At 58.1% G+C, this 22,163-nt stretch carries 23 protein-coding genes and 1 other RNA gene; 8 read left to right on the top strand and 16 right to left on the bottom strand.

Going from position 1 to position 22,163, the window contains the following annotated elements:
• Window positions 1–111: 111 nt before the first annotated feature.
• From B3M52_RS13895 to B3M52_RS13870, 6 genes are all read right to left on the bottom strand, one after another.
• Complete coding sequence (locus B3M52_RS13895) at window positions 112–1,368, bottom strand: DUF3426 domain-containing protein (protein ID WP_075194258.1); 1,257 nt, start codon at window positions 1,366–1,368, stop codon at window positions 112–114.
• A gap of 62 nt (window positions 1,369–1,430) precedes the next feature.
• A complete protein-coding gene (gene prmA / locus B3M52_RS13890) occupies window positions 1,431–2,327 on the bottom strand; it encodes a 50S ribosomal protein L11 methyltransferase (RefSeq protein ID WP_075194259.1) in 897 nt (298 codons plus the stop codon).
• A gap of 38 nt (window positions 2,328–2,365) precedes the next feature.
• Window positions 2,366–3,712, bottom strand: a complete 1,347-nt coding sequence (gene accC, locus B3M52_RS13885; protein WP_036210545.1) for an acetyl-CoA carboxylase biotin carboxylase subunit — start codon at window positions 3,710–3,712, stop codon at window positions 2,366–2,368.
• Window positions 3,713–3,728: 16 nt separating this feature from the next.
• Entirely contained in the window at window positions 3,729–4,187 is a 459-nt protein-coding gene (accB, locus tag B3M52_RS13880) for an acetyl-CoA carboxylase biotin carboxyl carrier protein (RefSeq protein WP_007154161.1), read from the bottom strand.
• 28 nt (window positions 4,188–4,215) lie between these two features.
• Window positions 4,216–4,656 (bottom strand): type II 3-dehydroquinate dehydratase, encoded by a 441-nt coding sequence (gene aroQ, locus B3M52_RS13875; RefSeq protein ID WP_036210542.1) that lies wholly within the window; start codon window positions 4,654–4,656, stop codon window positions 4,216–4,218.
• Between the two features lie 295 nt (window positions 4,657–4,951).
• Window positions 4,952–6,565 (bottom strand): diguanylate cyclase, encoded by a 1,614-nt coding sequence (locus B3M52_RS13870; RefSeq protein ID WP_036210539.1) that lies wholly within the window; start codon window positions 6,563–6,565, stop codon window positions 4,952–4,954.
• A 200-nt stretch (window positions 6,566–6,765) separates the two neighbouring features.
• Between B3M52_RS13870 and B3M52_RS13865 the strand changes: the two genes are divergently transcribed.
• Together B3M52_RS13865 and B3M52_RS13860 are read left to right on the top strand one after the other, a co-directional pair.
• The gene (locus tag B3M52_RS13865) at window positions 6,766–8,754 is read left to right on the top strand and encodes a bifunctional diguanylate cyclase/phosphodiesterase (protein WP_036210536.1); all 1,989 of its coding nucleotides are present in this window, start codon (window positions 6,766–6,768) and stop codon (window positions 8,752–8,754) included.
• Between the two features lie 129 nt (window positions 8,755–8,883).
• On the top strand, window positions 8,884–9,933 hold the full coding sequence (locus tag B3M52_RS13860) for a DUF2333 family protein (RefSeq protein WP_036210533.1): 1,050 nt from the start codon (window positions 8,884–8,886) through the stop codon (window positions 9,931–9,933).
• A 79-nt stretch (window positions 9,934–10,012) separates the two neighbouring features.
• Here B3M52_RS13860 and ppa read toward each other — a convergent pair whose 3' ends face one another.
• The 3 genes from ppa to rpiA all read right to left on the bottom strand — a co-directional run bounded on the left by ppa (window position 10,013) and on the right by rpiA (window position 12,679).
• Complete coding sequence (gene ppa, locus B3M52_RS13855; RefSeq protein WP_036210530.1) at window positions 10,013–10,540, bottom strand: inorganic diphosphatase; 528 nt, start codon at window positions 10,538–10,540, stop codon at window positions 10,013–10,015.
• Between the two features lie 102 nt (window positions 10,541–10,642).
• On the bottom strand, window positions 10,643–11,782 hold the full coding sequence (locus B3M52_RS13850; RefSeq protein WP_286749723.1) for an acyl-CoA dehydrogenase family protein: 1,140 nt from the start codon (window positions 11,780–11,782) through the stop codon (window positions 10,643–10,645).
• A gap of 216 nt (window positions 11,783–11,998) precedes the next feature.
• Window positions 11,999–12,679 (bottom strand): ribose-5-phosphate isomerase RpiA, encoded by a 681-nt coding sequence (gene rpiA, locus B3M52_RS13845; protein ID WP_286749722.1) that lies wholly within the window; start codon window positions 12,677–12,679, stop codon window positions 11,999–12,001.
• A 139-nt stretch (window positions 12,680–12,818) separates the two neighbouring features.
• On the opposite strand from rpiA, the gene ilvA reads away from it, so the two are divergent.
• Together ilvA and B3M52_RS13835 are read left to right on the top strand one after the other, a co-directional pair.
• A complete protein-coding gene (ilvA, locus tag B3M52_RS13840; RefSeq protein ID WP_036210522.1) occupies window positions 12,819–14,354 on the top strand; it encodes a threonine ammonia-lyase, biosynthetic in 1,536 nt (511 codons plus the stop codon).
• Between the two features lie 271 nt (window positions 14,355–14,625).
• Entirely contained in the window at window positions 14,626–14,775 is a 150-nt protein-coding gene (locus tag B3M52_RS13835) for a hypothetical protein (protein ID WP_164732102.1), read from the top strand.
• 3 nt (window positions 14,776–14,778) lie between these two features.
• Here B3M52_RS13835 and B3M52_RS13830 read toward each other — a convergent pair whose 3' ends face one another.
• A complete protein-coding gene (locus B3M52_RS13830) occupies window positions 14,779–15,429 on the bottom strand; it encodes a 5-formyltetrahydrofolate cyclo-ligase (RefSeq protein ID WP_041332551.1) in 651 nt (216 codons plus the stop codon).
• A gap of 137 nt (window positions 15,430–15,566) precedes the next feature.
• Between B3M52_RS13830 and B3M52_RS13825 the strand changes: the two genes are divergently transcribed.
• On the top strand, window positions 15,567–15,950 hold the full coding sequence (locus tag B3M52_RS13825; protein ID WP_136634057.1) for a DUF2750 domain-containing protein: 384 nt from the start codon (window positions 15,567–15,569) through the stop codon (window positions 15,948–15,950).
• A gap of 18 nt (window positions 15,951–15,968) precedes the next feature.
• Here the strand turns inward: B3M52_RS13825 and ssrS are convergent.
• The 5 genes from ssrS to B3M52_RS13800 all read right to left on the bottom strand — a co-directional run bounded on the left by ssrS (window position 15,969) and on the right by B3M52_RS13800 (window position 18,829).
• Window positions 15,969–16,148, bottom strand: a non-coding RNA gene (gene ssrS / locus B3M52_RS13820) — 6S RNA.
• A gap of 64 nt (window positions 16,149–16,212) precedes the next feature.
• On the bottom strand, window positions 16,213–16,509 hold the full coding sequence (locus B3M52_RS13815; RefSeq protein WP_007153201.1) for a cell division protein ZapA: 297 nt from the start codon (window positions 16,507–16,509) through the stop codon (window positions 16,213–16,215).
• A complete protein-coding gene (locus B3M52_RS13810; RefSeq protein ID WP_007153200.1) occupies window positions 16,509–16,715 on the bottom strand; it encodes a TIGR02449 family protein in 207 nt (68 codons plus the stop codon). Before B3M52_RS13810 ends, B3M52_RS13815 begins: the two co-directional genes overlap by 1 nt.
• A 102-nt stretch (window positions 16,716–16,817) precedes the next feature.
• On the bottom strand, window positions 16,818–18,092 hold the full coding sequence (locus B3M52_RS13805; RefSeq protein ID WP_286749719.1) for an ABC transporter permease: 1,275 nt from the start codon (window positions 18,090–18,092) through the stop codon (window positions 16,818–16,820).
• The gene (locus tag B3M52_RS13800; protein ID WP_286749718.1) at window positions 18,089–18,829 is read right to left on the bottom strand and encodes an ATP-binding cassette domain-containing protein; all 741 of its coding nucleotides are present in this window, start codon (window positions 18,827–18,829) and stop codon (window positions 18,089–18,091) included. Before B3M52_RS13800 ends, B3M52_RS13805 begins: the two co-directional genes overlap by 4 nt.
• Window positions 18,830–18,878: 49 nt before the next feature.
• On the opposite strand from B3M52_RS13800, the gene B3M52_RS13795 reads away from it, so the two are divergent.
• A complete protein-coding gene (locus B3M52_RS13795) occupies window positions 18,879–19,421 on the top strand; it encodes a DUF3299 domain-containing protein (protein ID WP_414673599.1) in 543 nt (180 codons plus the stop codon).
• Between the two features lie 23 nt (window positions 19,422–19,444).
• Here the strand turns inward: B3M52_RS13795 and B3M52_RS13790 are convergent, their stop codons facing one another.
• On the bottom strand, window positions 19,445–20,074 hold the full coding sequence (locus B3M52_RS13790) for a ZrgA family zinc uptake protein (RefSeq protein ID WP_286749717.1): 630 nt from the start codon (window positions 20,072–20,074) through the stop codon (window positions 19,445–19,447).
• A 140-nt stretch (window positions 20,075–20,214) separates the two neighbouring features.
• On the opposite strand from B3M52_RS13790, the gene B3M52_RS13785 reads away from it, so the two are divergent.
• Both B3M52_RS13785 and pepP read left to right on the top strand, forming a co-directional pair.
• Window positions 20,215–20,811 carry a UPF0149 family protein gene (locus B3M52_RS13785; protein ID WP_036210508.1) on the top strand — a complete coding sequence of 199 codons (597 nt, stop codon included), beginning with the start codon at window positions 20,215–20,217 and terminating at the stop codon, window positions 20,809–20,811.
• Between the two features lie 27 nt (window positions 20,812–20,838).
• On the top strand, window positions 20,839–22,161 hold the full coding sequence (gene pepP, locus B3M52_RS13780; RefSeq protein WP_036210505.1) for a Xaa-Pro aminopeptidase: 1,323 nt from the start codon (window positions 20,839–20,841) through the stop codon (window positions 22,159–22,161).
• Window positions 22,162–22,163 lie beyond the last annotated feature (2 nt).

Raw genomic sequence — 22,163 nt, 5'->3', positions numbered from 1 at the left:
GATCCTATTGAAGGGGCGAAGCCATGAAAAAATTGATTATTTTTCGTCCTTTCTGGTTGACTTTCAGTCTATTCGGTGGCCGCCCCCGCTTTCTGTCGAGTGAGGACTTGCTTACTCCTGATAGGCGCGGAAGGCGATATTGTAGTTCACGGCGTCCTTTCCAGGGTCGCGGATGTTGATGACGATCCTGACCGGGGTATCGGTCGGCATCGCCTCAAGATCACGGCCGTCTCCCGCCAGGTACTCGTCCGGTGTGAACACACTCTGGGCGACCACATCACCATTCAGGTTGGAGAACGTCAGGGCGATGGCGGGGAATGGCTGTTCAAAAGCGGCCCGGTTGATGATGACGGCATCAACCACCAGTTGGCTGCGGTTTTCCGGATTGGTTCGGACCACCAGTTTGCGGCTCTGGATGGCATCCACATTGATCAGCGGTTTCAGTTCGCACCCGGCAATTTCGCAGCCCTGTTCATAGAACGGGCGCAGTTCCGGTATGGAAGACAGGCGGTCGAACTGGAACCAGGTGACTTGCGCCACCAGGACGCCGATCAGTGCCAGGATAATCAGGGTCCATAGGACCGTTCTCACGCGGCCCCTGCCATTGCCTGCCACAGAGACCGGCTCCCTGCGCAGGTTGCTGTAGGGGGAGCCGGCGATAAGAGGTTCGTTGTCGGTTACCGGCCCGGCATCATAGTCGAAGGACGACGATTGGGGTTCATCGACGTAGAAGCCATCGGCGTTGTCCACCGGTTCCAGGCTCAGGTCTTCGGGTTCCCGTGGTGTTGCTTCGGGCTCACCCCAGACCTGTTCATCAAATGGCTCGTTCTCGAGTGGTTCTGATTCCGGTTGCTCGAATTTCGCAGGTTCTTCTTCTGGCGGCTCGGGTTCAACAGGGGCAGGCTTGGTCTTGCGCCTGGTGTCGTCTTCTTCGGACAACATCGCCTCGGCCCAGCTTTCATCGATTTTTTCGTGGGTTACGTCGTCGCTGTCGGTCTCGAACGTGCCACCGCTGCGCTCGTCGACAGTGCGAAAGCTGTCGCTCAACTCGTCGTCGGAGAAGGTCAGCCGGGTACCAGCGTATGGGCCCTCGGCAGCATCTTCCTCAGGGTTGTCCGCAAAAATCAGGTCATCATCCGAGGTGAACCCTGGATCTGCCGGAGCATCCTGCTGTTCCGGTGCGGGCGGGCCGCTCTTTGGGCTGGATATGCCTGAAGCTCCCTCGTTTATCCGGTGTTCGACGGCATTGAACACCGCCATGCAGTTGCCGCAACGCACTTTTCCGCTGGCTACGCTCAGCTGTGCGTCGGTGACCCGGAACCGGGTTTCACATTTTGGGCATCGTGTCTGCAGGCTGCTCTGGGTCATGCTTCTTTCCTGTAGGCGGCATCGCTACGAGTCACGGAGTTTAGTTGGTTCGGCAGAATTCGTCACCTGTCGTTGCGCCGTCCTGTGAGCCGTATCCACTCCTCGCGTTGTTCCGGCTCGTCCATGATGAACCAGGGCTCGTAGGCCTCCATGACCTCCCGGGCCTGGTTGGACAGTATGCCGGACAACACAATATCACCGCCCGGTTTTACCTTTGCTGCCAACCTGGGTGCCAGGCCAATCAGTGGCTGGGCCAGTATGTTGGCCAGCATGATGTCCGCCATGGTATCGGGTTCATCCCCGGGCAGGAACAGGTCCAGCCGTTCTTCTTCGACCTTGTTGCGGCGAGCATTTTCCCGGCTGGCTTCCAGTGCCTGGGGGTCTGTGTCGACTCCGATAACGTGGTCAGCGCCCAGTAATAGGGCTGCAAGACCCAGTATGCCGGAGCCGCAACCATAGTCGATCACTTGCCGTGAGGTCACGTCCTGACCATCAAGCCATTCCAGGCATAGAGCCGTGGTGGGGTGGGTTCCAGTGCCAAAGGCCAGGCCGGGATCCAGCAGCAGGTTGGCGGCGTGGGGATCTGGAGCGTCGTGCCAGCTGGGCACGATCCATAGCCGGTCACCGAAGCGCAGTGGCTTGAAGTCATCCATCCATTCGCGTTCCCAGTCCTTGTCTTCCACCAGGGTAACGTCGATGTCGGGTAATGATTGTTGTGTCTGCTGGTGCCAGGCATCCTTAACGGCGGCGCAGAGCTCTTCAATATCGCGATCGGACCCGAACAGGCCGGTGACACTGGTCTGGTGCCAGAGCGGCGTTGTACCCGGGTCGGGCTCGTACAGGGGCTGGTCTGCGGCATCTTCCATGGAGACGGCTTCTGCGCCCATCTCCATGAGCAGATCCTCAAGCTGGTCCGCGTTATCCGGATCAGCTGGGATCTGTAGTTGTATCCAGGGCATGTGGGTGTCCTGTTTGGTAGACGAATCGACTGATCGGGTCAGTCCCGAATCAGTTTTTCCAGATAATGGATGGTGAAGTCTACCTGTTTAAAGCCGCCATCGCGTACCAGTTTTCTGTGCAGCGCCTGGTTCGTCTTGATGCCCTCGACCACCAGTTCATCCAGCGCATTCTTCATGCGGCGGCGGGCAATTTCCCGATCGTCTCCCCAGGTGATCAGCTTGGCGACCATGGAGTCGTAGAATGGAGGTACGGTGTAGCCGCTGTACAGGTGAGAGTCTACCCGTACACCGTTACCGCCAGGCGCATGGAAGTGCTTGACCTTGCCCGGGCTGGGTACAAAGGTTTGCGGGTCTTCGGCGTTGATACGGCATTCCAGCGCGTGGCCGGAAATCTTGATCTCGTCCTGGGTGTATTGCAGGGGCAGGCCACTGGCAATGCGCAGCTGCTCGCGAACGATATCGACACCGGTCACCATCTCTGACACCGGATGCTCCACCTGCACCCGCGTGTTCATCTCGATAAAGTAGAAGGCGCCGTCCTGGTACAGGAACTCGAACGTACCTGCACCCACGTAGCCAATCTCCTTGCAGGCGTCGACACAGGCTTTCAGGGTCTTCTCACGCGCTTCCGGATCGATATTCGGCGCCGGGGCTTCTTCGATGACTTTCTGGTGCCTGCGTTGCATGGAGCAGTCACGGTCGCCAAGGTGGATGACGTTGCCGTGGGTGTCCGCCAGTACCTGCACTTCGACGTGGCGGGGGCGTTCCAGATATTTTTCGAGATAAACCGTAGCATCCCCGAAAGAGTTCTTGGCTTCCGACTGTGTGACCTGCACGCTCTTCAGCAGGGCCGCTTCGGAATGCACCACCTGCATGCCGCGGCCACCACCGCCAGAGGCGGCCTTGATAATGACCGGATAGCCAATTCTACGGGCGACTTCCAGGGTGCGGTTGTCGTCGTCCGTCAACGGGCCATCGGAGCCAGGCACGGTAGGGACGCCCGCTGCAATCATTGAGTTGATGGCGGAGACTTTGTTGCCCATCAGGCGAATGGTGTCGGCTCTGGGGCCGATAAAGCGAAAGCCGCTTTTTTCAACCTGTTCAGCGAAATCCGCGTTTTCGGCGAGGAAGCCATAACCGGGATGGATGCCGACGGAATCTGTCACTTCAGCCGCACTGATAATAGTCGGGATGTTCAGGTAACTGTCTGCGGCACTGTTGGGGCCGATACAGACCGACTCGTCCGCCAGGCGAACATGCATGAGGTCGCGGTCGATCTGTGAGTGGACAGCCACGGTTTTAATGCCCAGCTCCTTGCAGGCGCGCAGGATACGCAGGGCAATTTCGCCGCGATTTGCGATCAGGACTTTTTCTAACATAGCCATGAGAGTATCACCGGGTTCAGGAAATGATGATCATCGGCTGGTCGAACTCGACCGGCTGACCGTTCTCCACCAGGATCTCGGCGATGGTGCCGCTCTTGTCTGCCTCGATCTGGTTCATCATCTTCATGGCTTCGACGATGCACACCACGTCGCCGGCTTTCACTGATTGCCCGACTTCCACAAACGCTTTCGCGGTGGGTGAGGGCGAGCGGTAGAAGGTGCCGACCATTGGCGACTTCACCGCATGGCCGGAAGGCTCTGCCGGCTTTGCGGGCTCGTCGGCGGCTGGCGCGGACGGCTGCGGTGAGGCGGGCTGGGGTGCTGGTGACGGATACTGTGCCATATACTGTGGCGCAGCCAGTTGTTCACGACGCCGGGAGATGCGAACAGAATCATCACCCTCGTGAATCTCCAGCTCCTCGACGTCGGATTCCTCCAGCAGTTCGATAAGTTTCTTGATCTTGCGAATGTCCATAGTCAGTCCGATCCCGTTTTAATCAGTTCTATCGATGAATTCGTTGCAGGGCGGCTTCGAGTGCAAGGTCGTACCCCAGGCTGCCCAGCCCGCAGATAACGCCATCGGCGATATCAGAAAAGTATGAGTGATGACGGAATGCTTCCCGCGCATGCACGTTGGAAAGATGGACCTCAATAAACGGTATGCCCGAGGCCAACATGGCGTCCCGCAGTGCAACACTGGTGTGGGTGAACGCCGCCGGGTTGAAGATGATGAAATCAACCCCTTCTGATCTGGCTTCATGTATCCGCTCAATCAGTTCATATTCCGCGTTTGACTGTAAATGTAGCAGGTGATGGCCATCTTCGGCGGCTTTCCGGTGCAAACGGTCGTCAATGTCCGCCAACGACTCGTGGCCGTACACCTCCGGCTCGCGGGTTCCCAGCATGTTCAGGTTGGGGCCATGAAGTACGAGTATGGTCGACATGATTTCGTCTGCCTTGCTGACTTTTTTACAGGATCGCCGAATTTAGCGACATTTTCCCACAATGGTGCGTTCTTGAAGTCTTCAGATCAACACTTTTTGACAATCGGGTGTGTGTCGAAAAGTATCTTATCTCTGTGTCGAAAAGAATCTTACCCGCGCACAAGCAATCTTTGTCGTTTGCACGGTCATTGTCGTGAAGGGGGATCAGGAGTTCTATAAGACGTTGGTTTCATAGAACGGCCCCGAGAGCGGGGCGGGGCCGTTGCTGGGGAGAGCCCGCCAGTGGCGTTTGGGCTCAGTCGCCGGCGGCGGTCACGCAGTTGCGGCCCTGGGCCTTGGACCGGTAAAGAGCCTTGTCCGCCCGTTCGCAGAGAGCCTGGGAGGTATCACCCTTCCAGGCGGCAACGCCGCAACTGAAGGTGACATTAAACTCCCGGTCGCCAGCCGGTTGCAGCAGCTCCGAGAAACGCTCGCGGATTTCGTTCAGCACATTGCGGGCATCGCTCTCGCGGGTGTCCGGCAGAATAATGGCAAATTCCTCGCCACCGTATCGGCCAATGTGGTCGGTCTTGCGCAAGCGCTGTTTCAGGAACATGGACAAACTTCGCAGCACGCGGTCGCCAATGGGATGGCCAAACGTGTCATTCACCTTCTTGAAGTAGTCGATGTCGATCATTGCAAAGCACAGTTGCTGGTCTTTCTGCCGCGCCCGCACGATCTCCTGATCGAGCAGGTGCAGGGTATGAGTGTGATTGAATAGGCCGGTGAGGCTGTCGCGGATCATCAGCGCCAGCAGTGACCGGGCGCGGCGGCCCCGATTGTGTATGGTGGAGATCAGGTGTTTCGGGTCAATCGGCTTGGTCAGGAAGTCATCGCCCCCCAGGCTCATGGCATGCAGCTGTTTGGAAACGTCTTCTTCGGCGGATAGGTAGATGATAGGCACGCTATGAAAACGGTCCTGCTGGCGGATTACTCGCGCGATTTCCATGCCGGTGCAGCCAGGCATGTACATGTCCAGAATGATGATCTCCGGCGAGAACGACTCCAGCGCATGAATGATTTCCATCGGATCGGTGATGATGTGGGCATTCATGCCCGCTTTTTTCAGAACCGTTTCCATGAACTTGGCCTGAGCGCGGGAGTCATCCAGCACCAGCACTTTGTAGGGCTCAACGGTATTGCCGTGGGTGTAGGTCTCGATCTTCTCGATCAGCTGGCCGGGATCAACCGCCGGGTAGAAGAATTCCTCGCCACCGCAGCGGGACGCCCGCAGGCGGGTTTGGATGGTGCCATCTTCGTCGCTCATGAAGATGATGGGGATGGGTGTGTCGTGTCGCTCCTGAAGCCGCTCGATGGTGGCAATTCCGCTCAGCGGCTCGCCGCCGTAGTTAACGTCCATCAGGATGGTTTCGGGTTTGTGAAGTGCGCAGGCTTCGATCAGCTTGTCGGCGGTGTTGAACGCTGACGCACGGAAGCCGAAGAACTCAAGCTGGCGGATCAGGCGGCTGGCCATCTCTTCACTGGCCAGAGCAATATAGACGGGCGTGCGTCGATACTGTTGGGGAGCCTCGCTGGCTTCCTGGTCGGTCCGTCTCAACGTGCATTGGGACAGCTGCTCTATGGCGTCCTGGAGCTTGCGATCCAGGCTTTCGGGAAGCGCGGTGCCTTCCGGCCACTCGCCGATCAGGTCAAAAACCTGGCGCCCGGAATCGGCATGGCTTTCCATGTCGAAGCGCTTTGCGTAGCGAACCAGCTTGTCGGCTGCCCTGGCAAAATCGCCCCTGAAGGCGGCAGACTGGCCGGTGTCTTCGTGGATCTTTTGCCATGTATCCAGGACGACGCGCGCCTGGGTGGTGACACGGCGAGCGAAGTGCTGCCTGAGTTTGTCTTTCTGGCTATCGTCGTTCATTGTGCTCCGGCCTGTGTTTTTCTCGTTCTGAGCCGCCCGTTTCCGGTACAAGCGGATATTTTCAACATTAGTCTTTTTGCAGAGTCTATAGTGTTTAATGTTGTCGGCGTAGGTGACGCTGTGTAAATGTTTGTCAACTCTGCGGGGCAGGTCACACCAGATAGCCGACAATCGTTGTTTCAGACTAGGGGCTGCCAGTGATGGCACGGACGCAAAACGACCGACAGATCTCTCGCCAGCAAGGTGTTATTACCTTGCGCAGTCTGCTGTTGCTGTTTACCGGTGGCATGTTGCTGCTTGTGCTGGTGGCGGCGGCCAGCGTCAGTTTTGACCGGTTCCGGGACTACATGTCGGGTCAGCTCCAGGGCCATGCCCGGGATGGTGCCACGGCCATTGGCCTGTCCCTGTCCAATGCCATTGACGGTCGCGATCCAGTGGCCTCGTCTTCATTGATCGATGCCGTTTTCGACAGTGGTCGTTATCTCTCGGTGGTCTACGTCAATAATCAGGGTGAGGAGGTGGCCGGGCGGGAAACCTCCCTGCGTGAGGTGGATGTGCCGGGCTGGTTTGTGGCGCTGGCGGATCTGCCACTGCCGGTGGGTGAAGCGGAAGTGGTGCGCGGCTGGAGTCGACTGGGTAAGGTGCGGGTCGTAAGCCACCCTGGCCGGGCCTACGAAGACCTGTGGGTGGTGACGGTTAGAATCGTGGCCGGCTCTGCCCTGATTGGTGGCCTTGGGTTGATCGGCCTGTTTTGGATGATGACACGCCTGATGCGTCCGCTCAGGGCTGTTGAGAAACAGGCCAGGGCCTTGGGTAAACGGGACTTCAGGCGTCGGGTCGACATTACCTCCACGCGGGAATTGAACCAGGTCACCCACGCGATGAACCAGATGGCGGATGACCTCGGGCGACTTTTTGAAGGGCAGGCCAAACTGATCCAGCACCTGCGCAAGGTGAACAACGAAGACAGCCTGACCGGGCTTGCGAGCCGGCAGGCGTTCGAGCAACGCTTGAAGGTTGAAGTGGAATCGGAAGAGCGGTCCGCCCCCGGGGTGCTGTTCCTGATCCAGTTGGAAGAGTTCGCCCAGTATAACCAGAGTTATGGCCGCGACGAGGCCGACCGCTTGCTGGTTCGCATTGCGGGGGCGCTGAATACGTTTGTCCATGCGCACAGCGATTCGTTCGCCGGCCGCATGACGGGTGCCGGGTTTGCTGTCTTCCTGCCTGGTGTTTCACGTGCCGATGGGGTGATCTGGTGTCGCCAACTGGTCGAAGAGCTGGATGGCATCTATTCCGACCTCTCCGCTCCCATGGATGTGTCTGTTCATGCAGGCATTGCCCAGGCTGCTGAAACCCGCAAAGCGGGCGAGCTTATGTCAGCGGCCGACGAAGCGCTTCGGCAGGCACAGATGGAGGAGGGATCTGCCTGTCATGCCGCTGATCGCGACCGGCCTGAGCACCATGACAGTGAAAAGTGGCGGATGATGATTGGCGAAGCGATCACCCAGGGACAGATGTCGCTGTGGATGCAGCCCATGATCAGCAATGGCGATAACGGGGTGCTGTTCCATCAGGTCTTTTCCCGGATGAGAACGGAGGAAGGCTGGATCAAGGCTGGTATTTTCGTGCCCATGGCGGAACGCTTTGGCATGATCCCCGACATTGATCGCTGGGTCCTTGAGCGTTCCCTGGCGCTTCTGCATACGGAACCAGACACTCGCCTGGCGTTAAGCCTGGGCATGGTTTCGGTGGCCAGTGAGGCATTCCGCAAAGAACTTCTGGAGCAGCTGTCCGCTGCCGGCAAGGAGCGCCGGCGATTGCAGATTGGTATTTCCGAGCAGGCTGTTCACCACCACCGGACGGCGGTAGGACTCCTGGTGCGTGGGTTGAACCGGCTTAAGGTGCCGGTGATTGTCGACCGCTTCGGTGTAGGCGGGGTGCCCTTCAGCTACCTGAGGAATCTGAGGTTCCAGGCACTGCGTATTGATAACAGCTTCGTTCATGATATCGACAGCCATGACGACAACCGCTTCTACCTCGAATCCGTGACGACCATCGCCCACAGCCGCGGCGTGCGGGTCTACGTCACAGGTGTTGAAACAGCCGGTGAATATGCGGCACTGCAGGGTGTCGGTATCGATGGCGCAATGGGGTACCATTTGGGCCGGCCATTTGAGGTGGGACATTAGTGTGTGATCGCGGTTACAGTGCCGGAAAACGCCGCAAATTGCATAAACGTTGCCGTTGCTTCATGGTATTCGCAGTGCGCGAACGGATAGCGTCCGGGATAAAACGACAAACAGGGGAACTGAAAACCGATGCCAGGAAAAATCAGACAGTATTTCAGTGATCGCAAAGACGACGTTCAGGACTACACCGGCGGAGGGGTTGTCGGCAAATTTATACTGGCCGTTGTGGTTGTGTACCTGCTTGTTGCCCTGGTGCTAGGCATGATCTGGAGCAGCGAGCCAGACGTTTTCTCGGTACGCGAACACACACGCGCCGTGGCCAATGAGATGCAGCGTGAACCGGTGGCCGGTTTCGCAACAACGGCAACCATGATCCGGGTGGCGGAGACTCTTCTCGATAAGCCTGGCGGTTACGTTTCGAACGACATATTCCCCCCGGGGCTTTGGCTCGACAACATGCCTAACTGGGAATACGGGGTGCTCGTTCAGCTTCGCGACCTGTCCCGTGCCATGCGCAAGGACATCAGTCGTTCCCAGAGTCAGTCCGCTGAGGACCCTGACCTGACAATTGCTGAGCCCCAGTTCCACTTCGACAGCGGTAGCTGGGCCATTCCCTCCACCGAGGCGGAGTATCGTCGTGGCATCCAGGCCCTGTATAGCTACCTGGACCGCTTATCACGCCCCGATCAACCCAACGCCCAGTTTTTCGCCAGGGCTGACAACCTGGCCAACTGGCTGGCGGACCTGGAAACCCGCCTGGGCAGTCTATCCCGAACGCTTGGTGAGAGTGTTGGCAAAGCGTCAGTGTCCGACGCCGTGTCTAACGTCAATCCCGGCGACCCGCTTTCGGAAGATGTCATGGGCGAGGAGGTCAAGACCTCCTGGACGAAGATAGACGACGTGTTCTATGAGGCGCGCGGCAGTGCCTGGGCTCTGTTGCATATCTTCCGCGCCATTGAAGTGGACTTCCGCAAGGTGCTTAACGACAAGAACGCCCTGGCCAGCGCCAAACAGATCATTATCGAACTGGAAGGTGCGCAGGGTGAAATGTGGAGCCCCGTGATTCTGAACGGCAGCGGCTTCGGTGTGCTGGCCAATCACTCATTGACCATGGCGGCGTACCTGTCCCGCGCCAGTGCTGCGATCAGCGACATGCGTGACCTGCTGACCCGAGGCTGATGCCGGTACAGCATCGCCGCATAAAAAAAACCGGGCCACGCAGCCCGGTTTTTTTGTCATCGACTGAAAGCGTCGCCGATCAGCCTTTGTAGGCCTTCACGGACGCTTCGATGGCCTTCTTGGCTTCGGCGGCGTTGGCCCAGCCCTGAACCTTAACCCACTTGCCCGGCTCCAGCGTCTTGTAGTTCTCGAAGAAGTGCTGGATCTGGTCGCGGAGCAGTTGCGGAAGATCTTCCACATCTTTCACGTCGGTGTAGCTCTTGGTGAGCTTGTCGTGGGGTACGGCAACCAGTTTGGCGTCGCCACCGGCTTCGTCTTCCATGTTCAGCACGCCAACCGGGCGGCAGCGAATCACGGAACCGGCCTGAACCGGATACGGGGTCACCACCAGCACGTCAATCGGGTCACCGTCGTCAGCCAGGGTGTGGGGAATGAAGCCGTAGTTGGCCGGGTAGAACATTGGCGTAGCCATGAAGCGGTCTACCAGCAGGGCGCCCATGTCCTTATCCAGCTCATACTTCACCGGGGAGCTGTTGGACGGGATTTCGATGGCCACGTAGATGTCTTCCGGCGGGTTCTTGCCAGCAGGGATATGGTCGAAGTTCATGGTCGATCCTTTCTGAAGTGCGTTTAACTGCGTTTAAAAAGTGGGCGCAATTATACGGGACAATGGTGTGGATCGAAACTAAACGTTGGTATCGCCTTACCGCTACAACCGCATCTGCTTGGCGATCAGTTCCTTCATGATCTCATCGGTACCGCCACCAATCGACAGGATCTTGCCATCCCGGTAAAGCCGCTCTACGACGGATTCACGCATGTACCCCATGCCGCCGTGAATCTGAACGGCCTCGCGGGTGACTTTCTCGCACACCTCCACCGCAAAGTTCTTCGCCATGGCAACCTGCTTAATCGGGCTCTTGCCCGCCTGCATCAGCGCGGCACAGCGATAGGTATACTCCCGCGCCACGTCCACTTGGGTGGCCATGTCGACCAGCTTGTGACGAGTGACCTGGAATTTGTTCACCGGCCGACCAAAAGCCTCCCGTTGGCCGGCCCAGGCTATCGAGGCTTCAAGGGCGATTTCGGCTGTCATGTAGGCCATGATGGATAAGCTGAGGCGTTCAAACAGAAAATTGCTCATGATCGCGATAAAGCCCGCATTCTCGGCACCGATCAGGCGGTTGGCAGGCACCCGACAGTCCTCGAAAAACAGCTCCGCCGTATCGCTGGCCCACCAGCCCATTTTCTTGAGCTTCTTGCCGGTGGAAAAGCCGGGCATATCGCGGTCAATCAACAACAGACTGATGCCACCATGGCCCTCGCCACCGGTGCGTACCGCAACGGTGTAATGATCGGCACGCATGCCGCTGGTGATAAAGGTTTTGCTGCCGTTGACGATGTAGTCATCGCCGTCCCTGACGGCCCGGGTTTTGATGTTGGCAACGTCGGACCCGCCGCCGGGCTCGGTAACTGCCAGCGCGGCAATCTTTTCGCCTCGCAGCACCGGGGGCACAATCGCTTCTTTTACGTCCTGCTGCGCCCACTTCGCCACCGGAGGCAGGCCGATATCCAGCGATCCCAGCCCTGCCACCAGGCCGCCGGAAGTGGATCGCATCAGCTCTTCGGACATGGCGACTTTCATGAAAATATCGCCTTCACCAATGCCGCCAAGACTTTCCGGAAAACCGACCCCAAGCAGCCCGGCCTCCCCAGCGGTCTTATAAAGCTCCCTGGGGAACTCGCCAGCTTCCTCCCAGTCGTCTATGTAGGGCAACACATGAGTGGCAATGAACTTGCGGGCACTCTGGCGAACCTGTTCGTGGGTATCGTTGAAATAATCAGACACGGAAAGCCTCCCTCAATCGGAAATCATGAGAGCAGTCTCACGCAAAAAAAGGAACCAAGCAAGCGCTTGGTTCCTGGAAGGCCCGAAAAGAGTCAGGGCCACGAAGAGGTGGGCTCATCAGGGGACGTCAAAAACATGGATGTTTTTGTCGAGCGTACACGGACGTATTAACAGCGTGCCCCTGATGAGTTTACCTCTTCGTGGTTTCCTCCGACGTTAGCCGTCCTTGCGGGAGACCGTCTTCACCCCATCTTCAGTACCAAGCAACAACAAGTCCGCAGGCCGTCGAGCAAACAGGCCATTGGTCACAATGCCTACAATATTGTTCAACTGCTCTTCCACCTGAAGCGGGCGGGAAATATCCAGATTGTGGATGTCCAGGATGATATTGCCGTTGTCGGTGGTGAAACCCTCGCGATAAACCGGGTCGCCGCCGAGCTTGACGATTTCGCGGCCAACGTGGCTGCGAGCCATGGGTACCACCTCCACCGGAAGCGGAAACGCGCCCAGAATATCCACCTTCTTGGACCCATCGGCAATGCAGATAAACGTCTTGGCCACCGCCGCCACGATCTTCTCACGGGTCAGGGCGCCGCCGCCCCCCTTGATCAGTTCCAGGCGTTCATTGGTCTCATCGGCACCGTCGATATAAAACTCCAGGGGGCCGGCACTGTTGAGGTCGTAAACCGGAATACCATGGCTCTTCAGGCGCTCAGCCGTGGCGTCGGAACTGGCGACGGCGCCATCGAAATCGGTGCGGATATCCGCCAGCAGATCGATGAAACAGTTGGCCGTACTGCCGGTACCCACGCCGATAACGCTCTCCTGATCCAGGTGCGGCCTGATATGGTCCAGTGCGGCCTTGGCGACGGCTTTCTTCAGTTCGTCCTGATTCATCGATCGACTCCGGTTTTGCAGGAAAGTGTGGTTAAAGCCGCCATTATAGCCCTTCTGTGGGGCGAGCTTATAGACGGAACCCCGGCAAAGTTTCTACACTGTCCGTTTTCCCAACGACAATCCAACTCCGGACGGACCCATGCCGCAACGCTACATAAAGAAAATCCTCGATGCCCGTGTTTACGACGTGGCCATCGAGACTCCGCTGACCGAGGCCCGTAGCCTCTCAAAGCGCTTTGGCAACAACATTCTGCTCAAGCGCGAAGACCTTCAGCCGGTGTTTTCTTTCAAGATTCGTGGCGCCTACAACCGGATTGCGCAGCTCTCTGAAGAGCAGAAAGCCAAGGGCGTGATTTGTGCCTCTGCTGGCAACCATGCCCAGGGCGTGGCCCTGGCTTCCAAGAACCTGGGTATCAAGGCGGTCATCGTCATGCCTCAGACCACGCCAGAGATCAAAGTGCGGTCTGTGCGTGATCACGGCGCCAAAGTGGTTCTCAAGGGCGACGCTTTTGACGAGGCCGCAGCTCATGCTCAGGAGCTGATCGCGAAGCACGGCTACACCTACATCCCGCCCTATGACGACCCGGACGTCATCGCCGGGCAGGGCACTGTGGCCATGGAAATCATGTGGCAGTTCAGCAAACCCATTCATGCCATCTTTATTTGTGTTGGCGGCGGCGGACTGATTGCTGGCATGGCGGCCTACATCAAATACCTGCGCCCGGAAATCAAGGTGATCGGCGTTGAACCCGAGGACTCCAACTGCCTGCAGGCGGCCATGAAGGCTGGCAAGCGGGTGGTATTGGACGAAGTGGGCATCTTTGCAGATGGCGTGGCCGTCAAGCAGATCGGCAAATACCCCTGGGAGATCTGCAAGGATCACGTAGACGAGGTGATCACCGTCTCCACCGACGAAATCTGCGCCGCCATCAAGGATGTCTTCGAAGACACCCGCTCCATCGCCGAACCGGCCGGTGCGCTCGGCGTGGCTGGTATCAAGAAGTACATCGAGCGCGAACAGATCGAGAATGAAAACCTGGTGGCCACCCTCAGTGGGGCCAACATGAACTTCGATCGCCTGCGCTATATCTCGGAGCGCACGGAAATCGGTGAAAAGCGCGAGGCCATCCTGGCGGTGACCATCCCGGAGAAACCGGGGGCCTTCAAGACGTTCATCAACGCCCTGCACAAGCGCAGCATCACCGAGTTCAATTACCGCTACGCCGATGCCACCAATGCGACCATCTTCGTGGGCATCCAGATTGCGGCGGGCGGCCATGGCCGTGAAGATCTTATCCAGGATCTGCGGGAAACCGGATATTCCGTCATAGACCTGACTGAGAGCGATCTGGCGAAGCAGCACATTCGCCATATGGTGGGTGGTCATGCGCCAACCATCACCAACGAGAAGGTTTTCCAGTTCGAGTTCCCGGAGCGCCCGGGCGCCTTGCTGAAGTTCCTGATGTCCTTGGGCACGCGCTGGAACATCTCCATGTTCCATTACCGCAACCACGGTGCGGCCTACAGTCGTGTTCTGCTGGGCGCCCAGGTGGAAGACGACGAAGTGAAAGACTTCGAGAAGATGCTCGACAAGGTTGGCTTCCGCTACGAAAACATGACTGACAATGAGGCTTATCAGCTGTTTTTGGGAGCCGGGAACAACAAGTCTTCTTAATTTTCTGCGAGAACCGGGGAGGAAGCCCCCTCCCGAAACACGCTCAAGCACATCCATGTGGCGCTTGAGCTCCGCCATCCATGGCTCCGCACAGTTTCGGGAGGGGGCTTCCTCCCCGGTTCGGCAAACTTTGGAGCGGCTTACAAAAATTTAATCTGTGAAAAATTGTAAAACGCAGGATAGGTGTTAGTCTTTCGTCTAATTCTTGAAAACAAGAATAGTCAACTGATTTAGATCGATTTTACTATTTAAAATACCGGAGAATCCCCTCATGGGCCGCAAGCCTGACATTATCCGGACGGTCGTGCTGATTTTCGCCGTTGGCCTTGTTATTACTGGCTTCACATCACTTCAGGCCTCTGACGATGAGCCTACGGCCTCCGATAGCGAAGCCTTTACAGTGTCCGCCGTTCGAGACTAAACCTTACCGAAAGCTCTTCGATCTCATTCGGTAACGCTCTCTGTCAGTCACCACACTGTGCAGAGGGATATCCCAGGGTTCCAGCGGTAACTCCGATACTTTTTGACAGTCATGGGCCAGCCCGATCAGCTTGGGGGCCAGTCGTGGCCGGATTCGCGTGAACGCAAAGGTGCGATCATAGAAGCCGCCACCCATGCCCAGGCGGCCACCGAAACCATCAAATCCCACCAGCGGAAACAGCACTGCGTCCAGCGCCCATGGTGGCCGCTCCAGCCCCTTGTGGAAGGGTGGTTCCGGAATGCCAAAGCGGTTGGCTGTCAGCTCGGTGCCATCGGTAAAAGGGCTGAAAACCAGCCTGCCGCGGTGCACCGGATGCAGCACCGGCAAATAGAAGTGAATGCCTCGCCTGCGGGCAACATGAACGTACACCTGGGGATCAATTTCACCGTCGTTGGGCAGGTATACGGCAACGTGGCGGGCCCTGAAAAGGTCAGGATGTTTCAACAGGTTCAGCGCAAGCTGGTCAGCGGCAATCTGTTGTTCTTCCACAGACAGCGAGCGGCGCTTCTTCCGAAGGGCCTTGCGAAGATTGCTTCGGGATTGCGAGTCAGGGTGCTCTTCAAAGGGCTGGGGTGAGACAACGTTGGTCAACATAGAGCTTTTTCTACCATCGGGCTGCCCCCGTTGTACAGAAAAATGTCGCCTGTCACCGGTCTCTGGTTGTGTCGATGTGGCGAGCCGATAGGCTATCATTGGCCCTTCAAACTTTTCGTTCAACAGCAGGTCGACCCATGAACCATGATGCATTAACGAGTGTCCTCGAATCAGACGGCGAAGAACGATACGACTATTTCCTGAGCCAGGTCGGGGAGGAGCGTGAAATCTGGATTCTGGTGAATGCGGAGAATCGCTTCCTCAAGATCGTGTCTGAAGATGGCGATGTGGAGTACCTGCCGGTATGGCCCAGTGAGGCATTCGCGGTGGAATATGGTAAGGGTTCCGACGATCTCACGCCTAAGCGTATTCCGTTGCCGGATTTTTTCAGGAAATGGGTGCCGGGTCTGACGAAAGACGGTCTGGACGTTGGGGTGTTGCCCGGTATGGATGAAACCCTGTGGATAACCGAGCCGGAAGAGCTGAAACGCGACCTGCAGGATGAATTGTCGAGTTTCTGAGGATCCTGGTTGAAAGTAAAGCTTCCCGGGCTGCCGTTATCGGATGTGGCCCTTGAACCCAAAGTTCAAGGTCGGTGGCCGCTGTGACATATTAGGCTTTCCCCGTATGGGGACGTGCTCACAATGCCCTGAAGTAGCCACCTGGGTAGTGCGCATCGGCTCGAGGACGAATCCGACCAGCGAACAGCCCAGGAAGTTAATTTCATTATACGGGCATTGCCGGGGCTGATTGCAACACCTGAATCGGATTCCTGTGTAAGGACTAGTTACCGGTGCCTTCACCCAATGCGGTATCGAGCTTTTCGTCCATGGCGTTGAGAATTGAACTGGCGGTGTCCGACATGGTGTCCCGCTCAAGCATCTCATTGGTGATGTTGAGTGCTGCCATCACGGCGATACGTTCGGTACCGAATACCTTGCCGCTGGCACGTATTTCCCGCATTTTGGTGTCCAGGTGCCTGGCGGAGCGGAGAAGGGCTTCCTGCTCTTCCTGGGGGCAGGCGACCAGGTATTCCTTGTCGAGAATCTTGACTTCGACGGTTGTCGGCTGCTGTGGCATCAGTGGTGCTCCAGGGCCCGGAGGCGGCCTATCATGGCTTCAATCTTGTTTTTGGCAAGATCATTCTTGTGCATGAGCTGCGCTCGCTCACGGTTCCAGTCGTCCTGCAGCTCGCGCAGCATCGCGTTGTCACGTTCCAGTTTGCGACAGTGTTCGATCAATCTGTCGAGTTTGTCCGCCAATGCCTGTAGTTCGGACTGTTCCATGAGTCGTCCAACGCCTGTATCAAAGAAGTGAACTAACTATAAGTGTGGACTGCAAGCTGGTCAATTTACAGGGATGTCATGGCCCGCGTTGCGTGATGTCCGTCACTCTGGGGCCACGTGTCCCAGCCCCTGTTTTCGGCTGCCTCGCCAGGCCTGGAGTGCTGGAATCAGTCCCACGAGCAACGCTGCCAGAGGGACGCTGGCGATGATCGACCATTCCGTTGCATTCAGCGGCCGCAAGCCTACCTGAACGCCCCATGTATCCAGTAGCCAGGGGCTAAGAGCCGCGATGCCGGCCGCTCCGGCCAGGATCGCGAGCCCGCAGGCCGCAATGGCCAGCAGAATGCATTCGATCACGTGCAATGCCGCGATGAGGGCGGGCGAAGCCCCGGTAGCCCTGAGAATCGCCACTTCCTGCCGCCGCTGCGCTTGCAGAGTCAGCAACACGGCCACGAGCCCGACCAGGCTAGTGACCACGACAAAGCCGGTGATGCCCAGCAAGGCTTTTTCGAACTGACCCATGATTCGCCAGAGTTCGCTGAGCGCCACCCCCGGGAGAATCGCCGACAACGGTTCGAGCTGCGATTCGTTGATCTGGCGCTGAACCTGAAAAGTCAGCACCTTGTGGTCGATGCCCACGAATGCGGCGGTAATCGCGTCCGGTGTGAGGTCCCTCTGCCTGGCCTGTTCGGGCGTGACGGTTCGCCCGGGGATGGCAACACCGGATTCCCAGCCAATATGGATGGCTTCGAGGCCCTCCAGGCTGACGTAAACTGCCTGGTCCACCGGTGTGCCAGTGGGAGCGAGGATGCCAGTGACCGTAAACGGAGTGTCCTTGTGGTTGGAGAAGCTGGTCTTGCCGCCGCCATGGGACAGGACAACCCTGTCGCCAGTTTGGTGAGCGTGCTTGCGGGCTACTTCGGCCCCCAACACCACGTCGAAGACATCGGCGAACCATTCTCCCTCGGCCAATGCGGGTTTCTGATCCCGACCGTAGCGGAAATGTTCCGGGAACTGCTCGCTGGTGCCGACAACCCGGTGCCCGCGATAACTGTCGCCCAGGGATATGGGCACCAGCCAGCCGATGCGCTCATCCTCCTGCAGTTTCTCGTAGGTACTCCAGCGGATGTTATTGGTGGCGTCACCGATGTGAAAGACCGTGTACAGCAGCAGGTTCAGCTGACCGCTGCGAGCGCCCACGATCAGGTCGGTGCCGGAGATGGTGCTGGTAAAGGACTGCTTCACTTCGGTGCGAAGGTACTGAACGCCCAGAAGCAGGGTGATGCTGAGCGTCAGGGTCAGGGTCACCAGCGCCAGTACCCTGCGCCGATACCAGAGGCTTGCCATGGCCAGAGACAGTGCCAGCCGCAGGTTCATGGGGTCACCTCCAGGGCCAGTTGGTGGTTAAAGCGTTGGGCCAGGCTCTTGTCGTGACTGACAAAGACAACGGATGAGTGTTTTTCAGCCGCCAGCCCCAGCAACAACTCGATAAAGCGGTCCCGGTTGTCGCTGTCCAGGGCCGAGGTGGGCTCGTCGGCGAGGATCAGTTCCGGGGCGCCGGTCAGTGCCCTGGCGGCGGCTACTCGCTGTTGTTGCCCGACGCTGAGGGTGGTAACACGCCGGTGCCAATGGCTCTGGGGGATGCCCAGGGCAGTCAGCAGGGATTTCGCTTCTGCCTCCGGCGAAGACAAGGCCCGCGCTCGGCGTTTCCGTGAAAGCTTGCAGGGCAGTGTGACGTTGTCCAGCGTGCTCAGGTAGGGCACCAGGTTGAACTGCTGGAAGATAACGCCCATGTGGTCGGCTCTGAATCGGTCGCGTTGGCCGCTGGTCAAGCCTGCCAGGTCTGTGCCCAGTAATTCCAGGCGACCGGTGTCCGGCACGATCAGGCCGCCCAGCAGGCTCAGGAGTGTGCTCTTGCCACTCCCGCTGGGGCCTCGGAGGAAAAGGTGTTCACCGCTGTTCAGTGTTACGTCAGGATAGCGGATGCCCGGCTGGGTCCGGTCCCAGCGAAAAGCGAGTTCGCTGATGCGGAGGGTTTGCCGTGGGGTTACGGAACTCTCTGAGGTTACGGAACTATCTTTGTGCAAGTCTGTCTTGCCGGTCATGTCAGGCATTGGTCATCCGGTGTATGATCCCTGAATCGTTACAGGAGACGTCAGTTTTATGTCAGAACCTCTGGAATCCCGCTCGCGGCAACGCTCCCTGTTCGCCACCCTGTGTATGGTGGCGCTCGTCGCGGCCTTCAGTCTTTCAACCGCCGTTCGTGCAAAAGACGCCTCGCAAGAGATCGACTGGCTGGAACTGATGCCAGAGGAGGATCTCAACCTACTCGAGAATATGCCAGAAGTCTCCCACGAGGGTGACGGCCCTGCCACATTACCGGACGAGATCATGACAGGCCGTGTGGTGCCTGAAATGGATGGCCGGTCGGGCCGGATTCCGGGTTTTGTTGTGCCGCTGAAAACCACACAGGATATGCGCATTCTGGAGTTTTTCCTGGTGCCATACTATGGCGCTTGTATACACGTGCCGCCGCCCCCTCCCAACCAGATCATCCATGTGAAGTACAAGAAGGGCTTCAAGCTGGAAGCGCTCTACGACCCGGTGTGGATCGAGGGCACCCTGAAGATCGAGAAGACCGAGAACGACATTGCCTCGTCCTCCTACTCCATCGTGGCGGAGAACGTCTCGCCCTACGAGGAGTAATGCCTCGGCAGGGCCTTCATCAGTCAGTTGTTGACAGTAAATGCCCGGTTTGAGGGTGTCAGCCGGGCGCTGCCCTGGCCGGAGGGGCTGACCCATTCGACGGTGAGTTCCTTCATGCCCTCGAACCTCTCCATCAGTGCCGATGTGAACGCCAGGTCGGCGTCGAGGTGGTTGCATTCCAGTTGCTGGGATACATCGTATTCCCGATGAGTGGTTTCCCCATGATGTTCTTCGTCGTGATGTTCGTCCTCGTGATGATCGTGCTCGTCGTGGCCGTGATCGTGATGAGTATCCCCGCTATGGTTTTCTTCTCCCCCGCCGAGTTCCACGGCTGAGGCTGTCACGCGGCAGTCGGCCGCTGCGGTGTTGACCAGCGGCGTGGTTTCCAGCCAGCGGTTGATGTCCGCCAACCGGTCTTTTTCTGCCTCCGTGCGGGCGCCATGCTCGAACCCGGCGAGGTTGTAGGCCGGGGAATTGAGCATCAGGTCAATACGGTTTTCTTCCACCGCCATCTGCAATCGGGCATGGCCGTGCTCGTGGGCGCCGGGATTGTCGGCGGCCAGCGCTACCGGCGCCAGGCTGCAGGCGGCGATCATACATTCAAGTTTATGCAGCGAGCGGGGGCGGTTGGGGGGTATGCGTTTGGCGGACATGGCTAGCGGCTCTCCTTGAAATTGATATGTTATAACATAATTTACTCTTTCCCGGTCCGGAATCAAGAGGGCAAGTGTCTTAAATGCGCCTGAATGCTAGGATAGGGCCTTCACTCATTCATACAGGACCGTCCCGTTTCATGTCCGAAACCGACACCTCCAACGCCCGCGCCGTCGCCTTTGAGCGCTGGGCGAATATGTTCACCGCTCACAAGGCTTTCAGTCATCCATCAGAGCTCCATGGCGTGCTTTGTGGCCGGCTCGCTGCCGGCGCTCGTATCAATGAAGAAGAATGGCTGGCCATGGTGTGTGAGCACATGGGCCTGCCCCAGGCTGCGACCGACGAATCGGACGAACTGCGGGAATTTATGGCCTCGGCCTATAGCCAGACGCTTGAGCTGTTGAAGGCTACCGATATGAGTTTTCAGCCCTTGCTGCCGGACGATGATTACGCCATCGAACAGCGACTGGAAGCGCTCACCTCCTGGGTGCGTGGTTTCCTGGAGGGCATGGCGCTGTCCGCTGGTCAGGCACTGGGTGAGGCGCCGGATGAGATTCGCGAACTCATTGAAGATCTGGTGGCGATCAGTCAGGTGGCCGATGATGACGAGCCGGACGATGAAAGCGAACAACAATTGATGGAAATCGTCGAATATGTACGGCTGGGGGCGCTAGCGGTGTTTACTGAGTTCAATCCGCCGGAAAAGCCGTCACCCAATACCCCGACTTTGCACTGAACAACGCTGATACCCGTGGGAGACTTCATGGCTTCACTGATACCCGTCAAGGAATTCAACGATCGCCGGCACCGGCTGATGGAAAGAATGGCGCCGGATAGCATTGCCATACTGCCAGCCGCCCCTGAACGGGTGCGCAACCGGGATGTCCTGCATCCGTTTCGCCAGGACAGTGACTTCCATTACCTGACGGGGTTTGGTGAGCCGGAAGCGGTCCTGGTTCTGATTCCCGGCCGGGAGCATGGAGAGTCCGTACTTTTCTGTAAGGAACGAAACCCGGAAAAGGAGCTTTGGGATGGCTTCCTGGCAGGCCCCGAGGGTGCCATCGAGACCTTCGGCCTGGACGATGCCTTTCCCATTGCCGATATTGACGACATCCTGCCCGGCATGATCGAAGGTCGCAGCCGGGTGTATTACCCACTGGGCAAAGATCATAATTTTGATGCCAAGGTGATGGACTGGGTCAAACTGATCCGCAGCAAGGTGCGTTCGGGGGCCCATCCGCCCGGCGAGTTCGTAGCCTTGGAACACTTGCTCCACGACCTGCGCCTGTACAAGAGCGCGGCGGAAATCAAGGTGATGGCAAGGGCCGGCGAGATCAGTTGTGAGGCCCACAAGCGGGCGATGAAGAGGGCCGGCAAAGGGGTCTTTGAATATGCCCTGGAAGCCGAACTGATCCACACGTTTATGGAAAACGGTGCCCGCTCCACGGCCTATCCGTCGATTGTGGGGGGCGGCCAGAACGCCTGTATCCTCCACTACATTGAAAACAGCGCCCCGTTGAACGATGGCGACCTGGTGCTTATCGATGCAGGCTGTGAACTGGAATGCTATGCCTCCGATATTACCCGTACCTTCCCGGTCAGCGGAAGGTTCAGCGATGAGCAGCGGGCCCTGTATGAAGTGGTGCTGGCGGCCCAGTACGCGGCCATTGAGGAAGTTCGTCCCGGGAATCACTGGGACCATCCCCACCAGGCCGCACTGAAAGTACTTACCCAGGGCTTGATCGATCTTGGCCTGCTCAAGGATACGACGGTAGAGCAGGCCATCGAGGAACAGGCATTCAAGCCGTTCTTCATGCACCGTACCGGCCATTGGCTTGGCCTGGATGTGCATGATGTCGGGGACTACAAGGTGGGCGATGCGTGGCGCGAACTGGAGCCGGGCATGGCACTGACCGTGGAGCCTGGGCTATATGTGGCGCCGGACAACACCAGCGTGGATGCGAAATGGCGTGGTATCGGCATTCGCATCGAGGATGACGTGGTGGTGACGAAGGAGGGCTGTCGGGTACTCACCGAGGCGGTCCCCAAGACCATTCCCGAGATTGAAGCGCTGATGGCCGACTGACC

It is taken from the genome of Marinobacter sp. UBA2688 (assembly GCF_002352785.1).
GTDB classification, from domain to species: Bacteria; Pseudomonadota; Gammaproteobacteria; order Pseudomonadales; family Oleiphilaceae; genus Marinobacter; species Marinobacter salarius.
Note: the sequence above shows the minus strand (reverse complement) of the source record. Positions and strands in the feature narration are given on the sequence as shown.